This window comes from Ruegeria sp. I1, assembly GCF_056532675.1.
Genome location: NZ_JBQFNM010000001.1, coordinates 169,319 through 192,510, shown reverse-complemented (window position 1 = coordinate 192,510; position 23,192 = coordinate 169,319). Strand labels below are relative to the sequence as shown.

The window sequence follows — 23,192 nt, the reverse complement described above, 5'->3', positions numbered from 1 at the left end:
AAGTCAGGAGCAAAAGCCCCACTGCAAAACGTTTCATACTAAAATCTCCACCTTAAAATAGGAGGCTAATTTAGCATATGTGTAGACAATAGGCGAATCTTGCCCAAACCTGGCTTGGTTTGGCGGGGTTCTTCAGGTTGACTTTGGGGCTAGTAGAGCCCTAGCTGATGCCATTGCTTTCAGAAATAGGTTGATACATGTCCCTAGACCTCTGGCTGGCTTTCGTTGCCGCATCCACCGCCCTGCTTCTTATTCCAGGACCGACCGTTCTGCTTGTGCTCAGCTACGCTCTGTCCAAAGGGCGCAGCGTGGCGGTGGCTTCGGCGACCGGGGTGGCTTTGGGCGATTTGATTGCCATGACAGCATCGCTGTTGGGCTTGGGCGCTTTGGTGCTGGCGTCGGCCACGCTCTTTTCCATTCTGAAGTGGATCGGCGCAGCCTATCTGGTTTGGCTTGGGATCAAGCTGCTGCGCAGCGCGCCGTCCGGCGGGCTAGCCCCGGTGGAAACGGGCCGCGATGTCACTACGCGCAGCGTTTTTGGACACGCCGCCGCTGTCACGGCCCTGAACCCGAAATCCATCGCGTTCTTCATCGCCTTTGTGCCACAGTTCATACGCCCCACAGACCCGCTGGGTCCTCAGTTTGTCATCCTGATCGCTACTTTCGTCGGCCTCGCCGCGCTGAATGCACTGGCCTATGCGTTGCTGGCAGATCGGTTGCGAATGATGGTGGGACGCGTAGGTGTGATCACTGCCCTGACACGGTTCGGAGGGGTCGCGTTGATCGGAATGGGGCTGGCGACCGCTGTCTTGCGCCGCCCAGCCTAGGCTAGTCTTCGGCGTTTTCTTTCATGAAACCGCGAATGAAGCGGCGAATTTCGCGTGCGGCCGAGGTGTCCAGCTCTTTGCACAGCTCAACAAATGCATCGCGTTCATCCTTATCCAGACGCAGCACTAACTGACTGTTTTTCTTAGTAGAACCTTTACCGTCTTTCTTCGCCACGCGTCTTATTCCCGTCAAAACCTTGATTCTCTACGCGATGCAATGTATATACACAGCATAGAGGTTGTAGATATCGTGCACCTAACAATAAAAAAAGGATTATGGCAATGAACCTTCATACCGCCCAAGCATTTCTTTTGCGAGATCAGCGCAATTGGCGCAAACCACACCTGTCGTGGCTGCCGGCTGCTTTGTACCGCTACTACAGCCTGCCAAACGCCGTTTCTAAAAGCCGCAAATAGGCACAATCGCGCAGTCTTTTCTTGCATGGTTAGCCCTGATAGGCCAAACACCGCCGGGTGTTTTGTCGCCAAAGGGTTGCCTCATGTCCAGAACCAAAACGGTCAAAGATTACATCCGGACCATCGTCGATTTCCCGCACGAAGGGATCATGTTCCGCGATGTGACGACCCTGTTTGCCGACCCACGTGGCTTTCGCATGGCCATCGACCAAATGCTGCACCCTTACGCAGGTGAGCGCATTGATAAAGTCGTCGGGCTTGAAGCGCGAGGGTTCATTTTGGGCGGCGCAATTGCGCATCAGCTGAGCGTTGGATTTGTACCCATTCGCAAAAAGGGCAAGCTGCCCGGCACCACAATCAGTCAGGACTACAAGCTGGAATATGGCGAAGCCATCGTCGAGATTCACGATGACGCCATCCAACCGGGCGAGAAAATCCTTGTGGTCGACGATCTGCTGGCTACCGGCGGCACCGCTGCTGCCGGGATCAAGTTGATCGAACGGTTGGGAGGTGAGATCGTCTCGTGCTCTTTCATTATCGAACTGCCCGAACTTGGCGGCCGAAAAGTGCTGGAAGAGATGGGAATGGATGTGCATGTTCTGTGTGAGTTCGAAGGGCTCTGACCCGAAAGAAATAACTTATTTTTGAGTGGAAATTTGAAATGACGCGGGCTTAGCCCAGGTAAGGCGGTTTTCAAGCTAATTCTTTGCGCGTTTGCTGTGATCTTTTTCCTTAGGTGACCGTAATCCGTGTGATGCTACTGAGAGCATCCCAATTTAGGGAGACTACCTTATGTTCCGCAAATTCGCCGCCGCAAGTGTTGCAACAATCCTTTTCAGCACCTCGGCCATGGCCGATGGCCACGGCAAAGACATCGTGGACACCGCTGTCGCAGCTGGCAGCTTTGAAACACTCGTGGCTGCTGTGCAAGCCGCCGAACTGGTTGAAACGCTGAAAGGCGAAGGCCCGTTCACCGTGTTTGCCCCAACAGATGAGGCCTTTGCGGCCCTGCCCGAAGGCACGGTTGCAGACCTGCTGAAGCCGGAAAACAAAGACCAACTGGTGGCAGTTCTGACTTATCACGTTGTTCCGGGCAAAGTGATGTCTGGCGATCTGTCTGACGACATGACGGCAGCCACCGTTCAAGGCGGCGATATCACCATCGATCTGGATTCGGGCGTAATGGTCAATGACGCAAATGTGGTTCAGGCCGACATCGAAACGTCAAACGGCGTCATCCATGTCATCGACAAGGTGATCTTGCCGTCGTCGTAAGCGACTACGGATCACGGCCCGGTCATACATGGGCCGTGATCACAACTTTAGAACCGCACCAGGGTTCATGATCCCTTTAGGGTCCATAGCGGCCTTGATCATACGCATTGCAGACAATTTGGCTGGGTCGGAAAACCGTTCCAGATCATCCGTCTTCAACCGCCCGATGCCATGTTCTGCACTCACCGAGCCCTCAAATGCATGGACGAGCTCGTGCACGGCCTGTTTGACCACCATGCGATCTTCTGCAAAGTCCGAACGGTTTTGTCCCATGGGAGGAAACACGTTGTAATGCAGGTTGCCATCCCCCAGATGACCAAAACAATTGATACGAAACGGTCCCAATGCGCTGATGATCTCGGCCCCGTGCTGAATGAACTCGGGGATTGCCGAGATCGGTACGGAAATGTCATGGCTGGACACCGACCCAATCAGGCGATTGGCTTCGGGAATACGTTCACGAACAGCCCAAAGCTCCTGGCGCTGAGTTTCGCTTTGCGCCACCACCCCCTCATCGACCAAACCCCTTGCGTTTGCGGTACTGAACAAGGCTTCCAGCGCCTCAATGGGATCCTGCCCCTTCGGCAGCCCCAATTCGATCAAAACCGACCAATCCGGCGCGGTTTCAAAGGGCTGGCGTACATCCGGCAAAACCTCTGCCAGAAAGTCAAACCCCTGCCGATGGACCAGTTCGAATGTGCTAACCACCTCGCCCACCTGATCCCGCGCTACGGCGAGCAAGTCAATCGCAGCCGCGGGGGAGGCCACCTGAAACATCGCCGTCCCAGTTGCCGCGGGTTGCGGATACAGCTTCAGTGACGCCGCCGTAATGATCCCCAACGTTCCTTCGGACCCGATCAGAAGGTTGCGCAGATCATAACCGGTATTGTCCTTCCGCAATCGGCTAAGACCATGCCAGATCTCCCCACTTGGCAATACGGCTTCAAGACCAAGACACAGATCGCGGGCGTTCCCATAGCGCAGCACATTGACACCACCGGCGTTGGTCGCAAGATTGCCACCAATCCGGCAAGAGCCCTGCGCGGCCAGCGATAAGGGAAACAACCGTTCCACCGCCTCAGCCGCGGCCTGAACATCCGACAAAATGGCACCTGCTTCGACGATCATGACATTTTCCTTAGGATAGACCTCTCGGATCGCGGTCATGCGCTCCAACGATATCAACAGCGGCGCTGGACCATCGCTCATCACCTGCCCGCCAACCAAACCTGTGCCGCCACCATAAGGCAGAACGGCAACTGCCTCGTCAAACGCCAAGCGGACAAGCGCCGATACCTCCTCAACCGTGCGCGGTAACGCCAGCAGCCCCGCCTGCCCGGCAAATCGACCGCGCGGTTCTTCCAGATACCGCTCTTCGATCGGGCGCAGCACATCAATGCCTACAGAGGCCCGGATCAGGTCGGCAATTCGGTCATCGGCGGAGTTCAGGGTCATTGTTCTTACTTGCCCAAGGTGCGCAGCACCCACAAGCCTTATTCCAGATCAATCAGATATTCCGGTTCAAGCACCACAACGGTTGGCCGATCCGGCAACGTGCGCAGTGAGACGGTGATCTCCGATACGCCCTCGCGCACAACCGGGAAATCATCCCGGATATCCACCAGGAACCGATCCAGCGAGAAACCGGAAAACCAATGCATCGGAATGATGACCGAGCTTTCCAGCCGCTTCAGAACCGCAATCATATCCGGCAAAGGCATGGTCGTGCCCCCATCCACGGCAGCCATGACCACATCCAGCCGCCCAAGGGCCGCAAATTGCGCGTCTGATGGTACATGGTGCAGATGCCCCAAATGGCCGATGCAAAGGCCCTCGACTTCGAATACAAAGATCGAATTCCCCCGCTCCTCAACCCCGCCATAGGCAGACCGAATATCGGTAGAAACATTCCGCACAAGCAATTCACCCAGATCAAGGTGATGATCAATGCCCTGACCAAATTCCCCCCATCCCGGCAGGACATGCGGGATTGCAGGATCAGGGTTTGCCGTCCAATGCGTGCTATGCGCATGGTTCATTGTGACGACGTCCGGGATCAGATCGGCGCCACCGATGAAACCAGTGAAATCTGTGACAGCGTTCAAGCCGCCTCGCGTTTGGATCAAAAACGACGCATGCGCCACATAGCTGATCCGCACCGAATACTCCGGCACAGGGTCCTGCCAGGCGGCCTTGTAAATATATTCAATTCCAGGTGCCGCATCAGCGATGGCGATGCAATGGCTTGGCCGCCGCTCCTGCGCAACCGCCCCACTTGAGATTACCATCAATGCTGCAACAAACCAGCGCATGGTCCAACTGTAGCGCAGAACGCCACCAAGTCATGCCTTTTTGCTGCGCGGTCCCACCCTCACGAGTTACCACCGGCTTCGCGCAATCTATCCCCTGCTTCATCTGGCCAAAAATATCCCGGGGGAGTTGCGGCTTGCCGCGACGGGGGCAGAGCCCCCTACCCCGCGTCGGTCTTGCCGCGCCGGTCTGATCGTAAGCTGGCATACAACACATGCGTCCGCCACCGGCCATTGATCTGCAAATACGATTGCGCAACGCCTTCATATTTGAACCCGGAACTTTCCAACAATCCCCGAGAGGCTGCATTCTCGGGCAGGCAAGCCGCTTCAATCCGGCTCAGATCCAGCCGCGTGAAAGCGTGGTGCACCATCGCGCCAATCGCTTCGCGCATATACCCGTTGCGCGCAAAGGCCTGACCTGTCCAATAGCCCAACGTGCCAGCCTGCGCAGGGCCGCGCCGAATATTGTCCAGCGTGATCGCACCCACCAGCACATCATCTTCGCGTCGAAACAAAAACAGCGGGACTGCTGTGCCACTGGCCACAGACCGCTGGGCCCAATAGACCCGGTTAGTAAAGGACTTCCGGCTCAGGTGGTCCTTAGCCCAAATCGGCTCCCACGGCGTGAGATAATCTTTCGACGCCCGGCGCAGCGCAGTCCAGGTGCTGAAATCAGAATGCACGGGCGGTCGCAAGCTCAGCCGCTCGGTTTCGAGTTTCAGCTTGCGTCTGCCCAACAGCATCACGCCGCACGCCTCTCCTGCAGATCAGCCAGTGAAGGCGCACCAGAGACAGGACCATACAACGCCAAAGCGGCTGGTGCGCGTGCTGCCATCTGTTCGGCAAAGGCCCGCACGTCCTCGGTGCTGACCGCGTCGATCTTGGCAACAGTATCCTCAAGCGAGGGCACCCGCCCCCAGATCTGCACCAGACGCGCCAGACGCTCAGCCCGGTTCGAGGGGCTTTCCAGCCCCATCAGCATCCCGGCTTTCATTTGCGCACGGGCACGAGCAACCTCTTCTTCGCTCATGTCATCGGCCGCGCGCTTCATCTCGTCTATCGTGATCGTTGCCAGCTCTGCGACCTGATCTGCCGACGTACCCGCGTAAATCGTGGTCGTGCCGGTATCCGCATAGGCCCCGGTCTGCGCAAAGATCGTGTAGCAAAGCCCGCGCGACTCGCGCACTTCCTGGAACAGGCGCGAGGACATACCGCCGCCCAACGCCGTCGAATAGATCTGGGCGGTATAGATCCCATCATCGCGATAGCCTGGGCTTTCCAGCGCCAACGCAAAATGCGCCTGCTCCAGATCCTTTTCTTGCCGAGCTTCACCACCGGTGAAGCGGGCGGCTTCGGGGATCAATCCTTTGCGCGGCTGCAGATGGCCAAACATCTCTTCGGCCATTTTCATCAGAGCGTCGTGGTCGACAGCGCCTGCCGCAGACAGGATCATTTGTTCGGGACCATAGTGCTCGGCCACGAAGCCTGAAAGATCCTCTCGGGAGAAGGAACTCACCCGTTCCGACGGACCGAGGATGGTACGGCCCAGCGGCTGATCGTGATAGCTTTGTTCCTGCAGCCAGTCGAAAATCACATCGTCGGGCGTGTCATAGGCCTGACCGATTTCCTGCAGGATCACGCCTCGTTCAACCTCGATCTCGCGCGGATCAAATACTGGATTCAGAACGATGTCACCGATCACGTCCATCGCCAGCGCCACATCGTCCTTCAGAACACGGGCGTAATAGGCTGTCACCTCGCGCGAGGTATAAGCGTTGATATACCCGCCCACATCCTCGATCGCCTCGGCGATTTGCAGTGAAGAACGCCGCTCGGTTCCCTTGAAGGCCATATGCTCAAGGAAATGCGCGATCCCGTTCTGTTCGATCCGCTCATGCCGCCCGCCGGCGGTTACCCAGATACCGATGGCCGCCGACTGCAGCCCCGGCATATGTTCACTGACGATACGAAACCCGTTCTTCAGCTGGTCTTGTCTGACTGTCACTCAGCGATATGCCTTCTGATATGATCCTCGAGGGCACCCAGATCATTGGCAATCCGCGTCACCCGTTCCGGACGTTCATACAGATCAGACATGCGGGATGGAAGAGGCGGATGTTCGCCGCTCGCCGTCTCGACCGCTGCCGGGAATTTCGCCGGGTGCGCGGTGGCCAGAGTGATCATCGGCACATCCGCTGTCCGGTGCTCTTCAGCGACCTTGATCCCCACCGCCGAGTGTGGACAGACCAGTTCGGCGCTGTGGGCCAAGGTGTGCTTAATCGTCTCCAGTGTTTCGTCTTCGGACACGCGACCCGAGTCAAAACTATCGCGCAGTGCTTCCATCGCGCCTTGGCTGACGTTGAAGCCACCGGATTTCAGCTCATCCATCAACTGAGCGACCGCGCTGCCATCCTCGCCATAGGCGTAGTAGAGCGCGCGTTCGAAGTTTGAGCTGACCTGGATGTCCATCGACGGGCTGATCGAGGGGATAGTCTCGCCTTTGAAATAGCCCTCACCCGATAGACAGCGGTGCAGAATGTCGTTCTGGTTGGTCGCCACGACCAGACGGTCGATGGGTAGTCCCATGCGTTTGGCCAGATAGCCTGCAAAGATGTCTCCGAAATTGCCCGTGGGCACGGTGAAGCTGACCTTGCGATGCGGGGCGCCCAGGCTGACAGCGGCCGAAAAGTAGTAGACGATCTGCGCCAAAACACGGGCAAAGTTGATCGAGTTCACGCCCGCCAGTTTGACCTCATCCCGGAAATCGAAATCGTTGAACATGTCCTTCAATGCGGCCTGACAGTCGTCAAAATCGCCATCCACGGCGAGCGCATGGACATTGCTATCCGCTGGCGTCGTCATCTGGCGGCGCTGCACCTCAGACACCCGTCCATGCGGATAGAGGATGAAAACATCCACCGCATCCAGCCCCCGGAATGCCTCAATCGCGGCCGAGCCGGTGTCGCCACTGGTCGCGCCAACGATGGTCACACGGTCGTTGCGGCGTTTCAGGGCCACCTGGAACAGCTGACCGATCAGCTGCATGGCGAAGTCCTTGAAGGCCAGAGTGGGTCCGTGGAACAGCTCCAACAGGAAGTGGTTTTCGTTCAACTGCTTTAGCGGCGCGCGGGCGTCGTGGCCGAAGCCTTCGTAGGCGCGGGCGATGATCTGTTTGAACTCATCCTCTGCGAAGGAGCCGCTGACATAGGGCCACATCACGCGGAACGCGATCTCCTCGTAGGACAGACCGGCCATGGCGGCGATCTCGTTATGGCTGAGCGTCGGGATTTCAGCGGGCAGGTACAGGCCACCATCACGGGCCAGCCCGGTCAGCATCGCCTCTTCAAAGCTCAGTTCAGGCGCTTGGCCACGGGTCGAGATGTATTTCATTGCGGGTCACTCTCAGAAGGTGCGCGATTGCGCCACAGGAAGTATCCGGTCATCGCGGCCCAGACGAGGGCCAGTCCAAACCATGTGATTGCATATTGCAGGTGATCATTAGGAATCCCGGCCGTGTCGACCGGCAGCGGCGTCACGCCCGGATCGGTCTGAGACCGGGCGATCAGCAAGATCGGCTCGGCCCCCAGAGCGACAGCCAGATTGGGCACGTCGCGGGCGAACCAGATGTTGCTGTCGATATCGGCATCGGGCGTATAGCTGTCGATCTCATCGGGCCAATGCAGGTTGCCTGTCACTTCCATCGGGCCGGTCAAACGGTCGGTCTGTTTGGCCGTCGTGGGTACAAACCCTCGGTCCACCAGAATGGTCCGATCCTGGGTGCCGAACGACTGGATGATGCGATACCCGGCCCCAACCTGCTTGACTGAGACCAGAACGTGGATCTCGCCGGGCTGCATTTCCCCAGAAACCGAAACTGGCAGATACTTGTGTTCGCTTTCGGAAATCTGCGACGGCAAGCCAATCGGAGCTGCGGAAATGCGCGCTTCGATTTCAGCCAGCACCTCCTGTTTCCAGGCCAAGCGCTGCACCTGCCAGATGCCCAGCGACAACAGCACGCCCAAACCAGCGAAACCGAAGATCAGCAGAAACAAAGTACGGCGCATATTGGATGATCGCTCATTGCAGGAACCGGCGTCTTGTTAAGGGGCGCGTGCACCGAAATGCAACCACGCAATTGTATGGGGCGCAATCTTGCGCCCCGGATAGAGAAAAAGCCGCCCCAAAGGGCGGCTTTTGCAATTGGATCACCTGGCCGGCGTCACATCAGCGGAGCTTGGCCCCAGATGTAGACGGCGAAGAACAGGAACAGCCAGACAACGTCAACAAAGTGCCAGTACCAGGCGGCAGCCTCGAAACCCACGTGTTTTTCGGGGGTAAAGTCGCCCTTGAGTGCGCGGATCAGGCAGACCGATAGGAAGATTGTGCCGATGATCACGTGCGCGCCGTGGAAACCGGTCGCCATGAAGAAGTTCGAGTAGAACTGATCGCCGCCGAAGACCCAGTCTTCGTGGGCCAGCAACTCGTAATATTCAAACGCCTGCAACGCGGTAAAGGCGATGCCCAGAACGATACCGATGGCCAGACCGTTGATCAGTGCCTTGCGGTCATTGTCATGCACTAGCGCATGGTGGGCCCAGGTGATCGCACACCCGGACAGCAGCAGGACCAGAGTGTTGATCAGCGGCAGATGGAACGGGTCAACCGCATGGATATCCGGTTGGATGTATTCGGTGCCCGCATAGTCATACATCGGATACATCCGATGCTTGAAGAACGACCAGAACCAGGCAAAGAAGAACATCACCTCGGACATCACAAACAGGATGAAGCCATAGCGCAGGCCGATGCGCACGACCGGCGTGTGATCGCCTTGACGGCTTTCGACCACGACTTCGGACCACCAGGCAAACATGGTGTACAGAACAGCCACCAAACCGGCCCAGAACATCCATGGCGTGATGCCATGCATCCACAGGACGGCTCCGAACAGCATCACAAAGCCCCCAATCGCGCCGACAAGCGGCCAGATTGAGGGGTTCAGAATGTGGTAATCATGGTCTTTTGCGTGTGCCATCAGTGTCCCTCACCTAAAGGCGTTAGTTCGTATTTGTATCTGCCTGCGCGTCCAGGGCTGCATAGCCCTCGGGCAGGTCAATTTCGTAGAATGTATACGACAGAGTGATCGTATGCACATACTTTGCTTCCAGATCCTCGACCATTTCAGGGTCGACGAAGAAGGTTACCGGCATCTCAACCCGTTCGCCGGGCTGCAGCACCTGTTCCTCAAAGCAGAAACAAGCGATCTTCTGGAAATACCCGCCTGCTGAATAGGGCGCGACATTGTAGGATGCCTGCCCGGCAATCGGGCGATCGGTCGGATTGTAGGCCTCGTAGAAGGCCAACCCTGTCTCGCCGATGCGCACTTCCATCTCACGTTCGATGGGCTTGAACTCCCACGCCATATCCTTGGCTTTGGAGGCGTCAAAGCGCACAGTGATCGTGCGGTCCAGAATGTCATCAGGGGCGGCCTCAGCCACACCCGTTGTACCACCAAAACCGGTTACGCGGCAGAACCAATCGTAGAACGGCACCGCCGCCCATGCTAGGCTGCCCATCAGGATAACGACCCCGACGGTTTGCAAAACCGTTTTCCGTGGACCAGACATCGCCATCAGTTCTGCACCTCCTGCGTGGCCATACCGAAATCAGTACCGGATACTTTCACAACCGTCAGGCCGAAGATGATCACGATAAACGCTGCCAGCGTCAGGCCGACGCCAAGATTGCGGCCAAAACGGCGCTGATGCAATTCGTGGCTTTTGCGCAGACTCATGACCATCCTCCTAAACCGTAAGGCTTCAGAAGCGCCTCAACCAGAATGGCACCGAAGTGAAGGAACAGATAAATCAGCGACAGCTTGAAGAAAGAGCGCTCAACCCTGAAGTTATCCGCCTCTGCGTCATCTTCAGTGCGCCGCAAAATCTGCCAGGCACCGCGCAGGAACAACGCGTTGAGGATGATGGCGACCGTCAGGTAAATCGGCCCGCCGATGCCCGAAAACGCGGTGCCGACAGCCAGCAGGGCCAGCAGAACGGTATAGGCCAGGATATGCCATCGAGTCGATTTGCGGCCATGGGTCACGGTTAGCATCGGCACGCCCGCATCGTCATAGTCCGAACGCATGAACAGCGCCAGCGCCCAGAAATGCGGAGGTGTCCACATGAAGGTCAGGGCGAACATCAGCCAGGGCTCAATCGACATCGTGCCGGTCGCGGCAACCCAGCCGATCACCGGCGGGAACGCACCCGCAGCGCCGCCAATGACAATGTTCTGCGGCGTCGTGCGTTTCAGCCACATAGTATAGACGACAACATAAAAGAAGATGGTGAAGGCCAGAAATGCACCCGCAAACCAGTTGGTTGCCAGCCCCAGCATGATCACCGACAGGCCCGACAACGTCAGGCCCAGCGCCAGCGCCTCACCCGCATCCACCTTTCCTGACGGGATCGGGCGGCCCTTGGTGCGCTTCATAACGCGGTCGATATCTGCGTCCCACCACATGTTCAGCGCACCAGAGGCACCGCCACCGATGGCGATGAACAGAATCGCACAAAAGCCCACAAAGGGATGTACGGGGGTTGGCGCTGCCAGCAGACCAACCAGAGCCGTGAAGACAACCAACGACATGACACGCGGCTTCAGCAAGGCGAAGTAGTCGCCAAAGCTGGCCTCGTCCGCCTTTGCGGCCGCAATGCTGGCATTGATGCTTGCGTCGGTCATTTCAGGTCCTTTAGGGCGAAGGCTGCGCGATGGTCCGCGCAGCTTGCTCGTTCGTGGCGGATGGGCTTATCCCACCCAGATGGCTATCAGTTCGAGGCCACCTGATAAGCTTGCGGCAGCTCCGCATACTCATCAATGGCACCCTTAAGCCACTCTTCATATGCCTCTTCGCTGACCACCTTTACGGTGATCGGCATATAGGCGTGGTCCTTGCCGCAGAGCTCCGAGCACTGGCCAAAGTAGACGCCTTCTTTTTCGGCTTCGAACCACAGTTCAGCCAAACGTCCGGGCACACCGTCCTGCTTCACGCCGAAAGAGGGGATCGTCCAGGAATGGATCACGTCAGATGCGGTCACCTGCATGACAACGATCTTACCTACCGGAACGACCACGGCAGTGTCAGTTGCCAGCAGCCATTCGTCATCACTATATCCGGAATCGGCCAGCTTCGCGCGCATTGCATCATCCAGAACAAACGGCGTGACATCCGCATCTGCGGGGCGGGCACCTTCGTCCAGGGTCGCCGGGTGGCCCAGCAGGTAGCTGTCAAAGGCAAAGTCGTGGTCGACATATTCGTAGGTCCAGTACCACTGATTGCCCACAACCTTAATCACCACATCGCCTTCAGGGATTTCCTGCTGTTTGAACAGAACCGGCAGCGAAAACGCGCCGATAAAGACCAGGATAATGATGGGGCCCAAGGTCCATGCGATCTCGACCGGGGTATAGTGCGAAAAGCGCGCCGGGGTCGGGTTGACGCGCGAATTATAGCGCACGATGCAATAGACAAGCAGAGCCGCCACAAAGATACAGATTGCGGTGATGATCACCAGAATCATGTTGTCCAACCTGTGAATGCCTTCCGCAAGGCTGGTCGCCGCGGGCTGGAACCCAAGGCCGCCATCGACCGGCTTACCAATGATCTCAAGGTCCTGAGCCATGGCGGGAAGGCTGGAGAGGGCTGTCATCAACCCCGAAAGCATCAAAGCATTCTTCATGTTCTGTCCTGATCGTTTGATCTTTGCGTCTCTCGCGAAAAGGTGTGAATCGGTCGCACCTCTCCCGTTGTCTTTGGCCGCGTTAAAAACCATATTCCGTCGGGTAGATAAAGCAAAATGCTTGCGTCAAACAGACGCTATTTTTGATCTGGATCAAACCCGAAAGGTTCCAACCCATGACTCAAGCCCCGTTTCGCCCCTTTGAAAGCGCACTTCCGCAGGACGAAGCGCTGGCAGTTTTGCAATCGGCAACCGCCGGGGCCGAGGACGGAGAGCTATTTGTTGAGCGCCGAAAATCGGAATCGCTTGTTTTTGATGACGGGCGGTTGCGCACCGCATCTTATGATGCATCTGAGGGGTTTGGTTTGCGCGCGGTCCAAGGCGAAGTGGCCGGCTACGCGCATTCTACGGATGTTTCGATCCCTGCTCTGAAGCGTGCAGCCGAAACCGCGCGCCTTGCTGTCGGCGATGGTGGCGGGACGCTCGCCGAAGCTCCGCGCGCCACAAACACTCGGCTTTACACGGACGAGGATCCGATCGAATCCGCCACCTTTCCTGTAAAGATCGACACGCTGCGCGAGATTGATGCCTTTGCCCGGGGGTTGGACCCGCGCGTTGTACAAGTCAGCGCCACAATCGCGGCAACCGTGCAAGAGGTCGAAATTCTGCGCCCCGACGGCATACAGGTGCGCGACGTGCGTCCGATGACTCGGGTGAACATCTCGGTCATCGTCGAGCAAAACGGCCGCCGCGAAAGCGGCTCAGCTGGCGGCGGCGGACGCGTTGGCCTAAGCGGGCTGATCGATCCCGCCGACTGGCAGAACAAGGCACGCGAGGCTTTGCGGATTGCGCTGGTCAATCTGGAAGCGGTACCCGCCCCCGCTGGTGTCATGGAGGTCGCTCTCGGACCCGGCTGGCCGGGTATCTTGCTGCACGAAGCCATTGGTCATGGGCTCGAAGGTGATTTTAATCGCAAGGGCAGCTCGGCTTTTGCGGGGCTGATGGGACAGCAGATTGCGTCAAAGGGTGTGACTGTTGTGGACGATGGCACTATCGCAGATCGACGCGGCTCGATCACCGTGGATGATGAAGGCACGCCCAGTTCACGCACCGTGTTGATCGAAGACGGTGTCCTGACCGGCTATATGCAGGATCGCCAGAACGCACGCCTGATGGGGGTCGCGCCAACCGGCAACGGACGTCGCCAAAGCTATGCACATAAACCGATGCCACGAATGACAAACACCATCATGCTCGGGGGCCAGGACGATCCGGCTGCTTTGGTCGCGGATATCAAAGATGGTATATGGGCCGTCGGCTTTGGCGGTGGTCAGGTGGACATAACCAATGGCAAATTCGTTTTTTCGTGCACCGAGGCCTACCGCGTCGAAAACGGCAAAATCGGCGCTCCGGTAAAAGGCGCCACCCTGATCGGAGACGGCCCCTCGGCCCTGAAACGTATCCGAGGATTGGGTAATGACATGGCGCTGGACCCGGGCATGGGCACCTGCGGAAAAGACGGTCAATGGGTTCCTGTGGGGGTCGGTCAACCCACCGTTTTGATGGATGGGCTGACCATTGGCGGCTCTGCCACCTGAGTCGAAATCGTCATTTCCGGCTATTCGAGGTTAATGCAGCCTTCCCGCGTGGTTGAGTATTTTGGGTAGTCAGCTAAATGCGCACTGAAAACTTGCATGAATTTGTGTTTTATTATCAAATGAATAGTGGCAAATTGCGCTAATAGATGCGATCGAAACGCAGCAAATTTTCATCGATTTACAGGCTGTTAACCCGCCCTGACGTAAACCAGTTTTGCAATCAGGCGGAGCATCGGATGACCGAAGAGCAGCTTTCTTCCAATCACCCCCCACTCCCACCCACCACGGAAGAGGACCGGTTTTCGTGGCTTCGTCTGTTGCGTTCTCGCAAGGTCGGTCCGGCGACATTTCGTCGGCTGCTTCGCGAACATGGCTCAGCGCAGAACGCGCTGGCCGCGCTGCCTGAAATGGCACGCGCCGCCGGTATAACAGGGTATGAAACCTGCCCCCCCGGCGTGATCGAGGCGGAACTCAGGGCCGCAAAAGCCGCCAAAGCGCGGCTTTTGTGCCTTGGGTCCGCTGATTTTCCACAGGCATTGAACGATCTGAATGATGCCCCGCCGATGCTATGGGCAATTGGCGATGTTTCACTTTTGCATAAACCCGCAATTGCGATGGTTGGGGCCCGCAACTGTTCATCACTCGGCGCGCGGATGGCGCGCGGGTTGGCGAAGGAGCTAGGGCAAAAAAACCATGTTATCGTGTCGGGCTTGGCACGCGGCATCGATACCGCAGCGCATATGACATCGCTTGAAACAGGGACAATCGCTGTCATGGCGGGCGGTGTCGATGTCATCTACCCGGCCGAGAATACAGAACTCGCCCACACTATTGCGACCAAGGGCCTAAGGCTATCTGAGCAACCCGTCGGTGTCACACCACAGGCGCGGCACTTCCCGCGCCGCAACCGGATCATATCAGGGCTGGCTCAGGCTGTTGTAGTGGTTGAAGCTGCAGCAAAATCCGGCAGCCTGATCACGGCCCGGGACGCGTTAGACCAAGGCCGTGAGGTTCTTGCAGTGCCCGGGCACCCGTTCGATGCACGTGCCGCCGGATGCAATCTACTGATCCGAGACGGGGCGACGCTGGTCAGATCCGCCGATGATGTGATCGACGCGCTGCCACCACAGCAGCCCAAACTGTTCCCCCAAGCCGAAGCAAGGGGCGAAACGGCCGCCCCTGCCCCTACAAAATCAGCGGTTTTGCATGATCAGGTATTGCTGCGCCTGGGCCCGTCCCCCATAGCCGAAGACCAGCTGATCCGCGACATCGCCGCAACCGCGGGCGAGATTGGCCCGGTCCTTGTTGATCTGGAGCTGGAAGGGCGGATTCAACGCCAGCCCGGCGGGCTGTTGTCATTGGCCAGTTAACCGACGAACCTGCTGGCTCAGACCGTGTGGGGCGATGAGAAACCGCGCATCAGCCTAGACGCCAAAGGAACGCATTGACAATTCGATCTTGTCGCACACATCTTGCACGGCCATAAAACGCGCAAAGTCTGTCGAGCAAGGATTCATCTTAAATGCCCGTAGTTGTTGTAGAATCTCCGGCCAAAGCCAAAACGATCAATAAGTATCTTGGTCCGGACTACACGGTTTTGGCCTCATACGGGCACGTTCGCGACCTGCCACCAAAGGATGGATCGGTCGATCCGGACCATGAATTTTCTATGACATGGGAAGTCGGCAATGACAGCCGCAAACATGTCAAAGCCATCGCCGATGCCTTGAAAGAAGATAATGCGCTGATCCTTGCCACTGACCCGGATCGTGAGGGCGAGGCGATCAGTTGGCACCTGCAAGAAGCACTGACCAAGCGCCGCTCGATCAAGAAAGACACGCCTGTCAGCCGGGTAACCTTCAACGCCATCACCAAAGAGGCCGTGACCGAGGCAATGCAGAACCCACGCCAGGTCGACATGCCGCTGGTCGAGGCCTATCTGGCGCGCCGCGCGCTGGACTATCTTGTGGGGTTCAACCTATCTCCGGTTCTGTGGCGCAAACTGCCGGGTGCCCGGTCGGCAGGCCGCGTGCAATCTGTCTGTCTGCGCCTGATCGTCGAACGCGAGATGGAGATCGAAGCGTTCAAGCCAGTCGAATACTGGTCGGTCCGGGCGCTGTTCGAAACCCCACGGGGCCAGACCTACGAGGCGCGTCTGGTCACCTTAGCGGGTAAAAAGCTCGACAAACACGATCTGGCCAATGCCACGCAGGCGGAACTGGCGGTTCAGGCGATCACCAGCCGTGCACTCAGTGTGACCTCGGTCGAGGCGAAACCGGCAGCCCGCAACCCCAGCGCGCCCTTCATGACCTCGACCCTGCAACAAGAGGCCAGCCGCAAATTCGGCATGGGTGCGCGTCACGCGATGCAAGTGGCGCAGCGGCTGTATGAGGCGGGCTACATTACCTATATGCGGACCGACGGCATCGATATGGCCCCCGAAGCCGTGGCTGCCACGCGCGACACCATAGCCGAAAGGTATGGCAGCGAATACGTGCCGGACAGCCCACGTATGTATAAAAACAAGGCCAAAAACGCACAGGAAGCGCATGAATGTATCCGACCAACGGATATGACGCGCGATGCCAAGGCTCTGAAAGTCACCGACGAGGATCAGCGCAAACTGTATGATCTGATCTGGAAACGCACGATCGCCTGCCAAATGGCGGCGGCACGCCTTGAACGAACCACGGTTGAGATCGGCAGCGACGATGGACAGGTGGGCCTGCGCGCCACCGGTCAGGTTGTTCTGTTTGACGGCTTCATGCGTGTTTATGAGGAAGGTCGCGACGACGTTGCCGATGATGACGAAAAGCGCCTGCCACAGATCATGCAGGGCGATCCGGCGCCATTTGCCAAAACCTCGCTAAAAGGTCAGGCTTCAAAGGCAGAAGACAAGGCTGCCATCCTGTCCGATAACGAATCCGTTCTGGCGCTGCAGCACCACACCCAACCTCCGCCACGTTATACCGAGGCCACATTGGTCAAGCGCATGGAAGAGTTGGGGATCGGGCGACCCTCGACTTATGCCTCGATCGTGACCACGATTCAGGACCGCGAATATGTGCGCAAAGACAAGAACCGGCTGATCCCCGAAGAAAAGGGCCGGATCGTCACAATCTTCCTGCTGAACTTCTTCCGCCAATATGTGGGTTATGAGTTCACGGCCAATCTGGAAGAGGAACTGGACGACGTCAGCGCAGGAGACCGCGACTACAAGGACCTTCTGGGCAAGTTCTGGCGTGATTTCTCGGCTGCGATTGGCGAGACGTCAGAGTTGCGGATTTCCGAAGTGCTGGACAAGCTGGACGAAGCGCTTGCGCCTCAGCTGTATCCACCGCGCGAAGACGGGTCAGATCCGCGTATCTGCCCAAAATGCGGGACTGGGCAATTGCATCTGAAAACCTCTCGCACGGGCGGGTTCGTTGGATGTGGCAACTATCCCGAATGCACCTACACACGACCCATCGCTGGTGAAGGCGCAGAAGGTGATGAACGTTTACTGGGTGAAGACGCAGGTGATGAGATCTGGCTGAAATCCGGACGGTTCGGCCCTTATGTTCAACGCGGCGAACCGACGCCTGAGAATAAGAAGCCCCCGCGCGCCTCTCTGCCGCGTGGATGGAGCAAGGACGACATGGACCTTGAGAAGGCCCTGACGTTGTTGTCCCTGCCCCGCCAGATCGGCGAGCACCCCGAGGGTGGCATGATCAGTTCAAACTTCGGTCGCTTCGGACCATATCTGATGCATCAATTGGCCGATGAGGCCAAGCCGGTCTATGCCAATCTCAAAGACCCAAATGATGTGTTCGAAATCGGCATGAACCGTGCCGTCGAACTGTTGGCCGAAAAGCGCGCCAATCCGGGTCGCGGGCGCCGCGCCGCTGCAAAACCGCTGAAAGAGCTGGGCGAGCACCCCGATGGCGGTGTGATGCAGGTGCTGGACGGGCGCTATGGTCCATATGTGAAGTGGGAAAAGGTCAATGCGACAATCCCCAAAGACATCAAGCCCGAAGATGTGACGCAAGAAATGGCCGTTGAACTGGTCAACGAGCGCGCAGCCAAGAAAGGCACCAAGAAAAAGGCGGCACCCAAAAAGAAGGCCGCCACCAAGAAGACCGCCAAAAAGGCGGCCGGGTAGGTAGAAATACCACCAGCCCCTTGGTTTCATTGACTTCCCAATGACGTGGCGGCACAACCTGCCCATCACCATGTCATTGGGGGAGTTTTCCATGAAGAAAGTCTATGCCAATGCCTCTGAGGCGCTCGACGGAGTGCTGTCGGATGGCATGCTGATTGCGGCGGGCGGATTCGGCCTGTGCGGCATTCCAGAGTTGTTGCTTGAGGCGATCAAGGATTCGGGTGTCAAAGACCTGAGCTTTGCTTCGAATAATGCCGGTGTGGATGATTTCGGAATCGGCATCCTGCTGCAGACCAAGCAGGTCAAAAAAATGATCAGCTCGTATGTCGGCGAGAACGCCGAATTCATGCGCCAATATCTGAGCGGAGAGCTGGAGCTGGAGTTCAACCCCCAAGGCACGCTAGCCGAAAGAATGCGCGCGGGTGGTGCTGGCATCCCCGGTTTCTACACTAAAACCGGCGTGGGCACCGTGATCGCCGACGGGAAAGAGCACAAGGACTTCAACGGTGAGACATATATCCTTGAAGAAGGCATCTTTGCCGATCTGGCCATTGTGAAGGCCTGGAAGGCGGATGACACTGGCAATCTGGTGTTCCGCAAGACCGCTCGCAACTTTAATGTTCCCGCCGCAACCTGCGGCAAGATTTGTGTGGCCGAAGTGGAAGAGATTGTTCCGCGCGGCTCACTGGACCCGGATTCTATCCATCTGCCCGGCATCTATGTGCATCGCATCATTCAGGGCAGCCACGAAAAGCGCATTGAACAGCGCACCACCCGCAAGAAGGAGGACGCATAATGCCCTGGGACCGCAATCAGATGGCCGCGCGCGCAGCGGAAGAGCTGGAAGACGGCATGTATGTGAACCTCGGCATCGGCATTCCGACGCTGGTGGCGAACTATGTGGGCGATAAGGACATCACCCTGCAATCCGAAAACGGCATGCTGGGCATGGGGCCCTTCCCATTTGAGGGTGAAGAAGACCCAGACCTGATCAACGCAGGCAAGCAGACGATCACCGAACTGTCCCGCACATCCTACTTCGACAGCGCCACATCCTTTGCCATGATCCGAGGCGGAAAAATTGCCGCGGCGATCCTGGGCGCGATGGAGGTGGACGAGAAAGGCGATCTGGCCAACTGGATGATCCCTGGCAAGCTGGTCAAGGGCATGGGCGGCGCGATGGACCTCGTGGCCGGTGTTGGACGTGTCATCGTTGTGATGGATCACACCAACAAACACGGTGACTCGAAAGTTCTGAAAGAATGCACCCTTCCGCTGACCGGGAAAGGCGTGGTTGATCTCATCATCACCAACCTGGGCGTTCTGGACGTTGTCGAGGATGGTTTGAAGATCGTCGAACTCGCGGATGGTGTGAGCGAAGACGACATGCGCGCTGCGACTCAGGCTAAGATCGTCGATTAAACAATCGTGTTCAGCCAAGGGCCCGCTCGGAGTGGCGGGCCTTTTTAGTTGGTGGTCTGAAACACGCAACCGTCAGAGATCAGATCAGGTGGTGTCGAACAAAGCGCACGCGCGATCTGAAACGCTGCCAGAACTTTAGGCACATAGTCCCGTGTTTCAGCATAGGGCGGCACACCGCTGTGTTTTCTAACGGCACCCTCGCCCGCATTGTATCCAGCAAGAACCAGAATCGGATCATTGCCGAACTCTTCCATCAGCCAATTCAGATACTTCACACCACCAGAGATGTTTTGATCCGGCTGGAAACTGTCATTCACGCCGAAACGCGCTGCAGTTGCGGGCATCAGCTGCATCAATCCCTGCGCCCCAGCGGAACTGACAGCATCCGCACGACCCGCTGATTCAACTGCAATCACAGCTAGCACCAAGGCTGGCGAGACATTTGTGCCAACTGTCGAGCGCAGGATATCCACGCCCTGTTGTTGTGCAATGTTCTGCAAAGTCTGAAGCCTGGGGGATTTGATACTCGTTGCTGACAGGGCCTGGATAGCGTCCTCCAATCGGCCAGCCCGAGCCTGCGCCAATTCCGGCGATATCCGATCCCAGAATGCTTTGTATGAACCTTTGGGGTTACTTTTGACACCTGCATCCGGCGTGATCGCTGGCGGAACTTTGGCTTTCTTGATGACTTCGGGCACGATCAGTTCGGCCCCTGTACTTGGCGCGGATGGTCTGGCGGCATGCTCTTGTGGAGATATCTGAACGGTCACGCGCGGGCGTTCACCGGGTTTCGGCGCTTTGATCCGTTTATATACACCGCGTGGTTCGCGTTCAGTTGCCCCTAAAGGCGCAACACTAACGGTTAGGAACACCAACACACCGGCGCATTTAAGTGCGCCCCGGAGATCCATTTGCCTGCCTCATGCTCTCTTTTTTCTGAAGTTGAACCGCAAAACGTCTCGCAAGGCCAGAAAAACAAAGCGAATTGGGGCAATTTCGCCTCATTTGGCGCTTTTTTGCACCGCCCAGCACGGTGAAAAGGGTACTAACTGATTTTTTTTCTATGTGTTATCTGATAGTTAAGCAATTCGTATCGAAAAAGTTAAATCAAACAGAAAAAAATATCGGTTTGGCCCAATTCCTGCCATGCGTACCCGTCAAACATAAGCCCATACCGAGACGGACTGGAGCGGACTGAGAGAGAAAGCTCTGAAAGACGCCAAGGTTCAACAGACTTTATTAGATCCTTTAGGAGGGACGTAACATGATCAAGTTCATCAAGAACTTCCGCAAAGACGAAGACGGCGCAGTAACAGTTGACTGGGTTGTTCTGACCGCAGCAGTCATCGGCCTGGCAGCCGTTGCATACCAGCAGATTTCGGCTGGCGCGACCGGCCTGGCGACTGACGTCAACACCGCCCTGAACGGCGCAACCATCTCGACCGGCAGCAACACTGCCGCAGGTGGTGTGACCACAGCAGGCAGCAACTAAGCGAACGCTTAACATTTGATTTAGAACCGCGCCTGTCCAGGCGCGGTTCTTTTTTTGTTTTTGAGGTTCTTCCAGTGGATTCCGGTCGCGTAGCAAAAAGCCAGATGCTGATTGCCAGTAAATTGCATTCGCACCTTGCCAGAACAACCATCCCCCCAGTTTTAGCCTGCAGTGTTACTTTGGGCGGCAAACCACAAACTATGGCGCTATGCGCAATCTTTGGCCCTATTTCCGCCATTGATGTCACGCAAAAATGATCTCAGAACTGCAGCATATGCGGCCTGCACCCATGCTTAGGCTGCGCTAGACCACGGACTCGGAGAGGTGAGATGTACAAGTTCATCAGACGGTTTTCACGTGACGAAAACGGCGCCGTCACAGTTGACTGGGTGGTATTGACGGCCCTGATAATTGGAATCGGCTCGGCCTTGTACTTGGCGATCGCCTCAGCGACGAACAGTTATGGCGGAAACGTGAATGCTGCGCTTACTTCCTCAACCGTCAGCACCGGTGACAACAACAACGCTGGCGGCCTCACGGTTGCTGGTACGGCTGGCGGCTCCTCTTCAGGTGGATCATCGTCCGGTGGGAGTTCGAGTGGCGGTTCGTCTTCCGGCGGTGGTTCCTCATCAGGCGGAAGCTCGGGCGGCGGTTGAACCTAATAAACGGAATTCATTAATACAAAAAGACAAACGCCGTCGCATACTGCGCGCGGCGTTTTCGTTTCAAAGAGAGACTGAATTTCTACGGCAGGTCTCAGAACACTTCCAATGCAACAGTGTTAAGATTCCCGAGCGATTGGCCAATTTGTCCCATATTTCGACACAATTGCTCTGTAGGGATTATGCTGTTCAAAATTAGTGATACTGTCGCCAACCAGTCGACCGGCAAAAAAGTGAGGTACAAATATGCGAGCGGTATTCGGACTTGTTCTGATTGTCGGGGTGGCTCTGGCAGGGGGTGCCGTCTACATGGCGCGCAACTATATTGCCGAGTACCAGAACGAGCTTGCCCGTCAGAAGCTGGCGGCAGCCGAGGCGCTGGCCAATGCTCAGGTTGATGTCATCCCCACTGTAACTGTTTACGTGTCGAATCGGCCGCTGAAGTACGGCGAAGCTCTGACACCAGAGGACGTTCGCGCCGTCGATTGGCCCGAAAACGCGATTCCCGAAGGCACCTTCACCGAGATGGCGGTCCTGTTTCCGGAGATCGGACCGCAGGAGCGCTTTGTCCTTCGCACCATGGAAAAAGACGAGGCGATTCTGGCAGTTAAAGTTACTGAGCCGGGCGAAAAGGCTGGCCTGACATCGCGTTTGGAAAAAGGCATGCGCGCTTTCGCCATTAGCGTTGACGTGGCATCAGGCGTATCCGGGTTCCTGCGCCCGGGCGATAACGTTGATATCTACTGGACAGGTTCAAGCGGCACTGCCGAGGGGTCAGCCGGTGGTATTACACGTCTAATTCAATCAAACATCCAATTGATTGCTGTCGACCAAACTGCGGGTTCAGACGTGTCGCAAACGACAATCGCGCGAACCGTGACGGTTGCTGCCACACCCGAGCAAGTCGCGGCGCTTGCCCAAGCTCAGAACACGGGTCGTCTATCATTGGCACTTGTTGGCGTGCAGGATGAATCAGTCGCATCTGCAATCGAAGTTGACCAAAGAAAGCTATTGGGCATCGAAGAAATCGCGCCTGCCCCTGAAAAAGCGAAAGAGCAGGTCTGCACCACGCGCATTCGACGCGGTGGCGACACGTTTGAAACCCAGATTCCCTGCACAAACTAACGTCAATTCAGAACGTTACCGGTTCAGGCCTCGCATAAAGCGCGGCCTGAATTTATCCATTGTTGCCTATTGTCCACATAAACAAAATTCCAGAAACCATTGATTATTGCAATAAATTCGGTTTTCGCGCACTGTCTTAGCCATAGGGCATCAGACCCAAAAAAACGAGGCGTGATCGGAGA

At 57.0% G+C, this 23,192-nt stretch carries 24 protein-coding genes; 11 read left to right on the top strand and 13 right to left on the bottom strand.

Going from position 1 to position 23,192, the window contains the following annotated elements; translation table 11 throughout:
• Positions 1-197 precede the first annotated feature (197 nt).
• On the top strand, positions 198-827 hold the full coding sequence (locus tag ACR0DH_RS00940; RefSeq protein WP_480546473.1) for a LysE family translocator: 630 nt from the start codon (positions 198-200) through the stop codon (positions 825-827).
• Position 828: 1 nt separating this feature from the next.
• Here the strand turns inward: ACR0DH_RS00940 and ACR0DH_RS00935 are convergent, their stop codons facing one another.
• On the bottom strand, positions 829-1,002 hold the full coding sequence (locus tag ACR0DH_RS00935; protein WP_170354960.1) for a hypothetical protein: 174 nt from the start codon (positions 1,000-1,002) through the stop codon (positions 829-831).
• A gap of 325 nt (positions 1,003-1,327) precedes the next feature.
• Between ACR0DH_RS00935 and ACR0DH_RS00930 the strand changes: the two genes are divergently transcribed.
• On the top strand, positions 1,328-1,867 hold the full coding sequence (locus ACR0DH_RS00930; RefSeq protein WP_480546471.1) for an adenine phosphoribosyltransferase: 540 nt from the start codon (positions 1,328-1,330) through the stop codon (positions 1,865-1,867).
• Between the two features lie 169 nt (positions 1,868-2,036).
• Entirely contained in the window at positions 2,037-2,519 is a 483-nt protein-coding gene (locus tag ACR0DH_RS00925; protein ID WP_353013693.1) for a fasciclin domain-containing protein, read from the top strand.
• A gap of 39 nt (positions 2,520-2,558) precedes the next feature.
• Here the strand turns inward: ACR0DH_RS00925 and ACR0DH_RS00920 are convergent, their stop codons facing one another.
• From ACR0DH_RS00920 to coxB, 11 genes are all read right to left on the bottom strand, one after another.
• On the bottom strand, positions 2,559-3,974 hold the full coding sequence (locus tag ACR0DH_RS00920; RefSeq protein WP_480546469.1) for an FAD-binding oxidoreductase: 1,416 nt from the start codon (positions 3,972-3,974) through the stop codon (positions 2,559-2,561).
• A 38-nt stretch (positions 3,975-4,012) separates the two neighbouring features.
• Complete coding sequence (locus ACR0DH_RS00915) at positions 4,013-4,831, bottom strand: MBL fold metallo-hydrolase (RefSeq protein WP_480546467.1); 819 nt, start codon at positions 4,829-4,831, stop codon at positions 4,013-4,015.
• 158 nt (positions 4,832-4,989) lie between these two features.
• On the bottom strand, positions 4,990-5,574 hold the full coding sequence (locus ACR0DH_RS00910) for a GNAT family N-acetyltransferase (RefSeq protein ID WP_480547284.1): 585 nt from the start codon (positions 5,572-5,574) through the stop codon (positions 4,990-4,992).
• Complete coding sequence (locus tag ACR0DH_RS00905; protein WP_480546465.1) at positions 5,574-6,836, bottom strand: M16 family metallopeptidase; 1,263 nt, start codon at positions 6,834-6,836, stop codon at positions 5,574-5,576. Before ACR0DH_RS00905 ends, ACR0DH_RS00910 begins: the two co-directional genes overlap by 1 nt.
• Positions 6,833-8,221, bottom strand: coding sequence for a threonine synthase (gene thrC / locus ACR0DH_RS00900; protein WP_480546463.1), 1,389 nt, complete (start codon positions 8,219-8,221; stop codon positions 6,833-6,835). Before thrC ends, ACR0DH_RS00905 begins: the two co-directional genes overlap by 4 nt.
• A complete protein-coding gene (locus ACR0DH_RS00895; RefSeq protein ID WP_480546461.1) occupies positions 8,218-8,895 on the bottom strand; it encodes an SURF1 family protein in 678 nt (225 codons plus the stop codon). The genes thrC and ACR0DH_RS00895 overlap by 4 nt, the downstream gene beginning before the upstream one ends.
• Before the next feature lie 155 nt (positions 8,896-9,050).
• Positions 9,051-9,866 (bottom strand): cytochrome c oxidase subunit 3, encoded by an 816-nt coding sequence (locus ACR0DH_RS00890; protein WP_170530976.1) that lies wholly within the window; start codon positions 9,864-9,866, stop codon positions 9,051-9,053.
• 22 nt (positions 9,867-9,888) lie between these two features.
• Positions 9,889-10,464 carry a cytochrome c oxidase assembly protein gene (locus ACR0DH_RS00885; protein WP_480546459.1) on the bottom strand — a complete coding sequence of 192 codons (576 nt, stop codon included), beginning with the start codon at positions 10,462-10,464 and terminating at the stop codon, positions 9,889-9,891.
• Positions 10,464-10,625 (bottom strand): hypothetical protein, encoded by a 162-nt coding sequence (locus tag ACR0DH_RS00880; RefSeq protein ID WP_170530980.1) that lies wholly within the window; start codon positions 10,623-10,625, stop codon positions 10,464-10,466. The genes ACR0DH_RS00885 and ACR0DH_RS00880 overlap by 1 nt, the downstream gene beginning before the upstream one ends.
• Positions 10,622-11,572 carry a heme o synthase gene (gene cyoE / locus ACR0DH_RS00875; RefSeq protein WP_480546457.1) on the bottom strand — a complete coding sequence of 317 codons (951 nt, stop codon included), beginning with the start codon at positions 11,570-11,572 and terminating at the stop codon, positions 10,622-10,624. Before cyoE ends, ACR0DH_RS00880 begins: the two co-directional genes overlap by 4 nt.
• Positions 11,573-11,658: 86 nt before the next feature.
• A complete protein-coding gene (coxB, locus tag ACR0DH_RS00870; RefSeq protein WP_480546456.1) occupies positions 11,659-12,570 on the bottom strand; it encodes a cytochrome c oxidase subunit II in 912 nt (303 codons plus the stop codon).
• Positions 12,571-12,746: 176 nt separating this feature from the next.
• Between coxB and tldD the strand changes: the two genes are divergently transcribed.
• The 5 genes from tldD (at position 12,747) to ACR0DH_RS00845 (ending at position 19,731) form a co-directional block, all read left to right on the top strand.
• Positions 12,747-14,168, top strand: coding sequence for a metalloprotease TldD (gene tldD, locus ACR0DH_RS00865; RefSeq protein WP_480546455.1), 1,422 nt, complete (start codon positions 12,747-12,749; stop codon positions 14,166-14,168).
• Positions 14,169-14,404: 236 nt separating this feature from the next.
• Positions 14,405-15,538: a DNA-processing protein DprA gene (gene dprA, locus ACR0DH_RS00860; protein WP_480546454.1), complete on the top strand. Its 1,134-nt coding sequence runs from the start codon at positions 14,405-14,407 to the stop codon at positions 15,536-15,538.
• A 152-nt stretch (positions 15,539-15,690) separates the two neighbouring features.
• Positions 15,691-18,309, top strand: coding sequence for a type I DNA topoisomerase (topA, locus tag ACR0DH_RS00855; protein WP_480546453.1), 2,619 nt, complete (start codon positions 15,691-15,693; stop codon positions 18,307-18,309).
• 91 nt (positions 18,310-18,400) lie between these two features.
• Positions 18,401-19,105, top strand: coding sequence for a CoA transferase subunit A (locus ACR0DH_RS00850; protein ID WP_353013719.1), 705 nt, complete (start codon positions 18,401-18,403; stop codon positions 19,103-19,105).
• Positions 19,105-19,731, top strand: a complete 627-nt coding sequence (locus tag ACR0DH_RS00845; RefSeq protein ID WP_480542051.1) for a 3-oxoacid CoA-transferase subunit B — start codon at positions 19,105-19,107, stop codon at positions 19,729-19,731. The genes ACR0DH_RS00850 and ACR0DH_RS00845 overlap by 1 nt, the downstream gene beginning before the upstream one ends.
• Positions 19,732-19,775: 44 nt before the next feature.
• On the opposite strand, the gene ACR0DH_RS00840 is transcribed toward ACR0DH_RS00845, so the two are convergent.
• The gene (locus tag ACR0DH_RS00840) at positions 19,776-20,642 is read right to left on the bottom strand and encodes a lytic transglycosylase domain-containing protein (RefSeq protein ID WP_480546451.1); all 867 of its coding nucleotides are present in this window, start codon (positions 20,640-20,642) and stop codon (positions 19,776-19,778) included.
• A 353-nt stretch (positions 20,643-20,995) separates the two neighbouring features.
• Between ACR0DH_RS00840 and ACR0DH_RS00835 the strand changes: the two genes are divergently transcribed.
• From ACR0DH_RS00835 to cpaB, 3 genes are all read left to right on the top strand, one after another.
• The gene (locus ACR0DH_RS00835; protein ID WP_480542047.1) at positions 20,996-21,223 is read left to right on the top strand and encodes a Flp family type IVb pilin; all 228 of its coding nucleotides are present in this window, start codon (positions 20,996-20,998) and stop codon (positions 21,221-21,223) included.
• 477 nt (positions 21,224-21,700) lie between these two features.
• Positions 21,701-22,084, top strand: a complete 384-nt coding sequence (locus ACR0DH_RS00830; RefSeq protein WP_480546449.1) for a hypothetical protein — start codon at positions 21,701-21,703, stop codon at positions 22,082-22,084.
• A 47-nt stretch (positions 22,085-22,131) separates the two neighbouring features.
• Positions 22,132-23,010 (top strand): Flp pilus assembly protein CpaB, encoded by an 879-nt coding sequence (gene cpaB / locus ACR0DH_RS00825; RefSeq protein WP_480542045.1) that lies wholly within the window; start codon positions 22,132-22,134, stop codon positions 23,008-23,010.
• The last annotated feature ends 182 nt before the right edge of the window (positions 23,011-23,192 follow it).

What these genes read in the sequence shown, in the direction of transcription:
- tldD (WP_480546455.1), top strand. Translation starts at nt 12,747, where the DNA reads ATGACTCAAGCCCCGTTTCGCCCCTTTGAAAGCGCACTTCCGCAGGAC.
- ACR0DH_RS00845 (WP_480542051.1), top strand. Translation starts at nt 19,105, where the DNA reads ATGCCCTGGGACCGCAATCAGATGGCCGCGCGCGCAGCGGAAGAGCTG.
- dprA (WP_480546454.1), top strand. Translation starts at nt 14,405, where the DNA reads ATGACCGAAGAGCAGCTTTCTTCCAATCACCCCCCACTCCCACCCACC.
- ACR0DH_RS00915 (WP_480546467.1), bottom strand. Translation starts at nt 4,831, where the DNA reads ATGCGCTGGTTTGTTGCAGCATTGATGGTAATCTCAAGTGGGGCGGTT.
- ACR0DH_RS00840 (WP_480546451.1), bottom strand. Translation starts at nt 20,642, where the DNA reads ATGGATCTCCGGGGCGCACTTAAATGCGCCGGTGTGTTGGTGTTCCTA.
- ACR0DH_RS00880 (WP_170530980.1), bottom strand. Translation starts at nt 10,625, where the DNA reads ATGAGTCTGCGCAAAAGCCACGAATTGCATCAGCGCCGTTTTGGCCGC.
- ACR0DH_RS00850 (WP_353013719.1), top strand. Translation starts at nt 18,401, where the DNA reads ATGAAGAAAGTCTATGCCAATGCCTCTGAGGCGCTCGACGGAGTGCTG.
- ACR0DH_RS00910 (WP_480547284.1), bottom strand. Translation starts at nt 5,574, where the DNA reads ATGCTGTTGGGCAGACGCAAGCTGAAACTCGAAACCGAGCGGCTGAGC.
- ACR0DH_RS00835 (WP_480542047.1), top strand. Translation starts at nt 20,996, where the DNA reads ATGATCAAGTTCATCAAGAACTTCCGCAAAGACGAAGACGGCGCAGTA.
- ACR0DH_RS00940 (WP_480546473.1), top strand. Translation starts at nt 198, where the DNA reads ATGTCCCTAGACCTCTGGCTGGCTTTCGTTGCCGCATCCACCGCCCTG.
- thrC (WP_480546463.1), bottom strand. Translation starts at nt 8,221, where the DNA reads ATGAAATACATCTCGACCCGTGGCCAAGCGCCTGAACTGAGCTTTGAA.
- ACR0DH_RS00890 (WP_170530976.1), bottom strand. Translation starts at nt 9,866, where the DNA reads ATGGCACACGCAAAAGACCATGATTACCACATTCTGAACCCCTCAATC.
- cpaB (WP_480542045.1), top strand. Translation starts at nt 22,132, where the DNA reads ATGCGAGCGGTATTCGGACTTGTTCTGATTGTCGGGGTGGCTCTGGCA.
- ACR0DH_RS00830 (WP_480546449.1), top strand. Translation starts at nt 21,701, where the DNA reads ATGCTGCGCTTACTTCCTCAACCGTCAGCACCGGTGACAACAACAACG.
- ACR0DH_RS00920 (WP_480546469.1), bottom strand. Translation starts at nt 3,974, where the DNA reads ATGACCCTGAACTCCGCCGATGACCGAATTGCCGACCTGATCCGGGCC.
- topA (WP_480546453.1), top strand. Translation starts at nt 15,691, where the DNA reads ATGCCCGTAGTTGTTGTAGAATCTCCGGCCAAAGCCAAAACGATCAAT.
- coxB (WP_480546456.1), bottom strand. Translation starts at nt 12,570, where the DNA reads ATGAAGAATGCTTTGATGCTTTCGGGGTTGATGACAGCCCTCTCCAGC.
- cyoE (WP_480546457.1), bottom strand. Translation starts at nt 11,572, where the DNA reads ATGACCGACGCAAGCATCAATGCCAGCATTGCGGCCGCAAAGGCGGAC.
- ACR0DH_RS00925 (WP_353013693.1), top strand. Translation starts at nt 2,037, where the DNA reads ATGTTCCGCAAATTCGCCGCCGCAAGTGTTGCAACAATCCTTTTCAGC.
- ACR0DH_RS00930 (WP_480546471.1), top strand. Translation starts at nt 1,328, where the DNA reads ATGTCCAGAACCAAAACGGTCAAAGATTACATCCGGACCATCGTCGAT.
- ACR0DH_RS00895 (WP_480546461.1), bottom strand. Translation starts at nt 8,895, where the DNA reads ATGCGCCGTACTTTGTTTCTGCTGATCTTCGGTTTCGCTGGTTTGGGC.
- ACR0DH_RS00885 (WP_480546459.1), bottom strand. Translation starts at nt 10,464, where the DNA reads ATGGCGATGTCTGGTCCACGGAAAACGGTTTTGCAAACCGTCGGGGTC.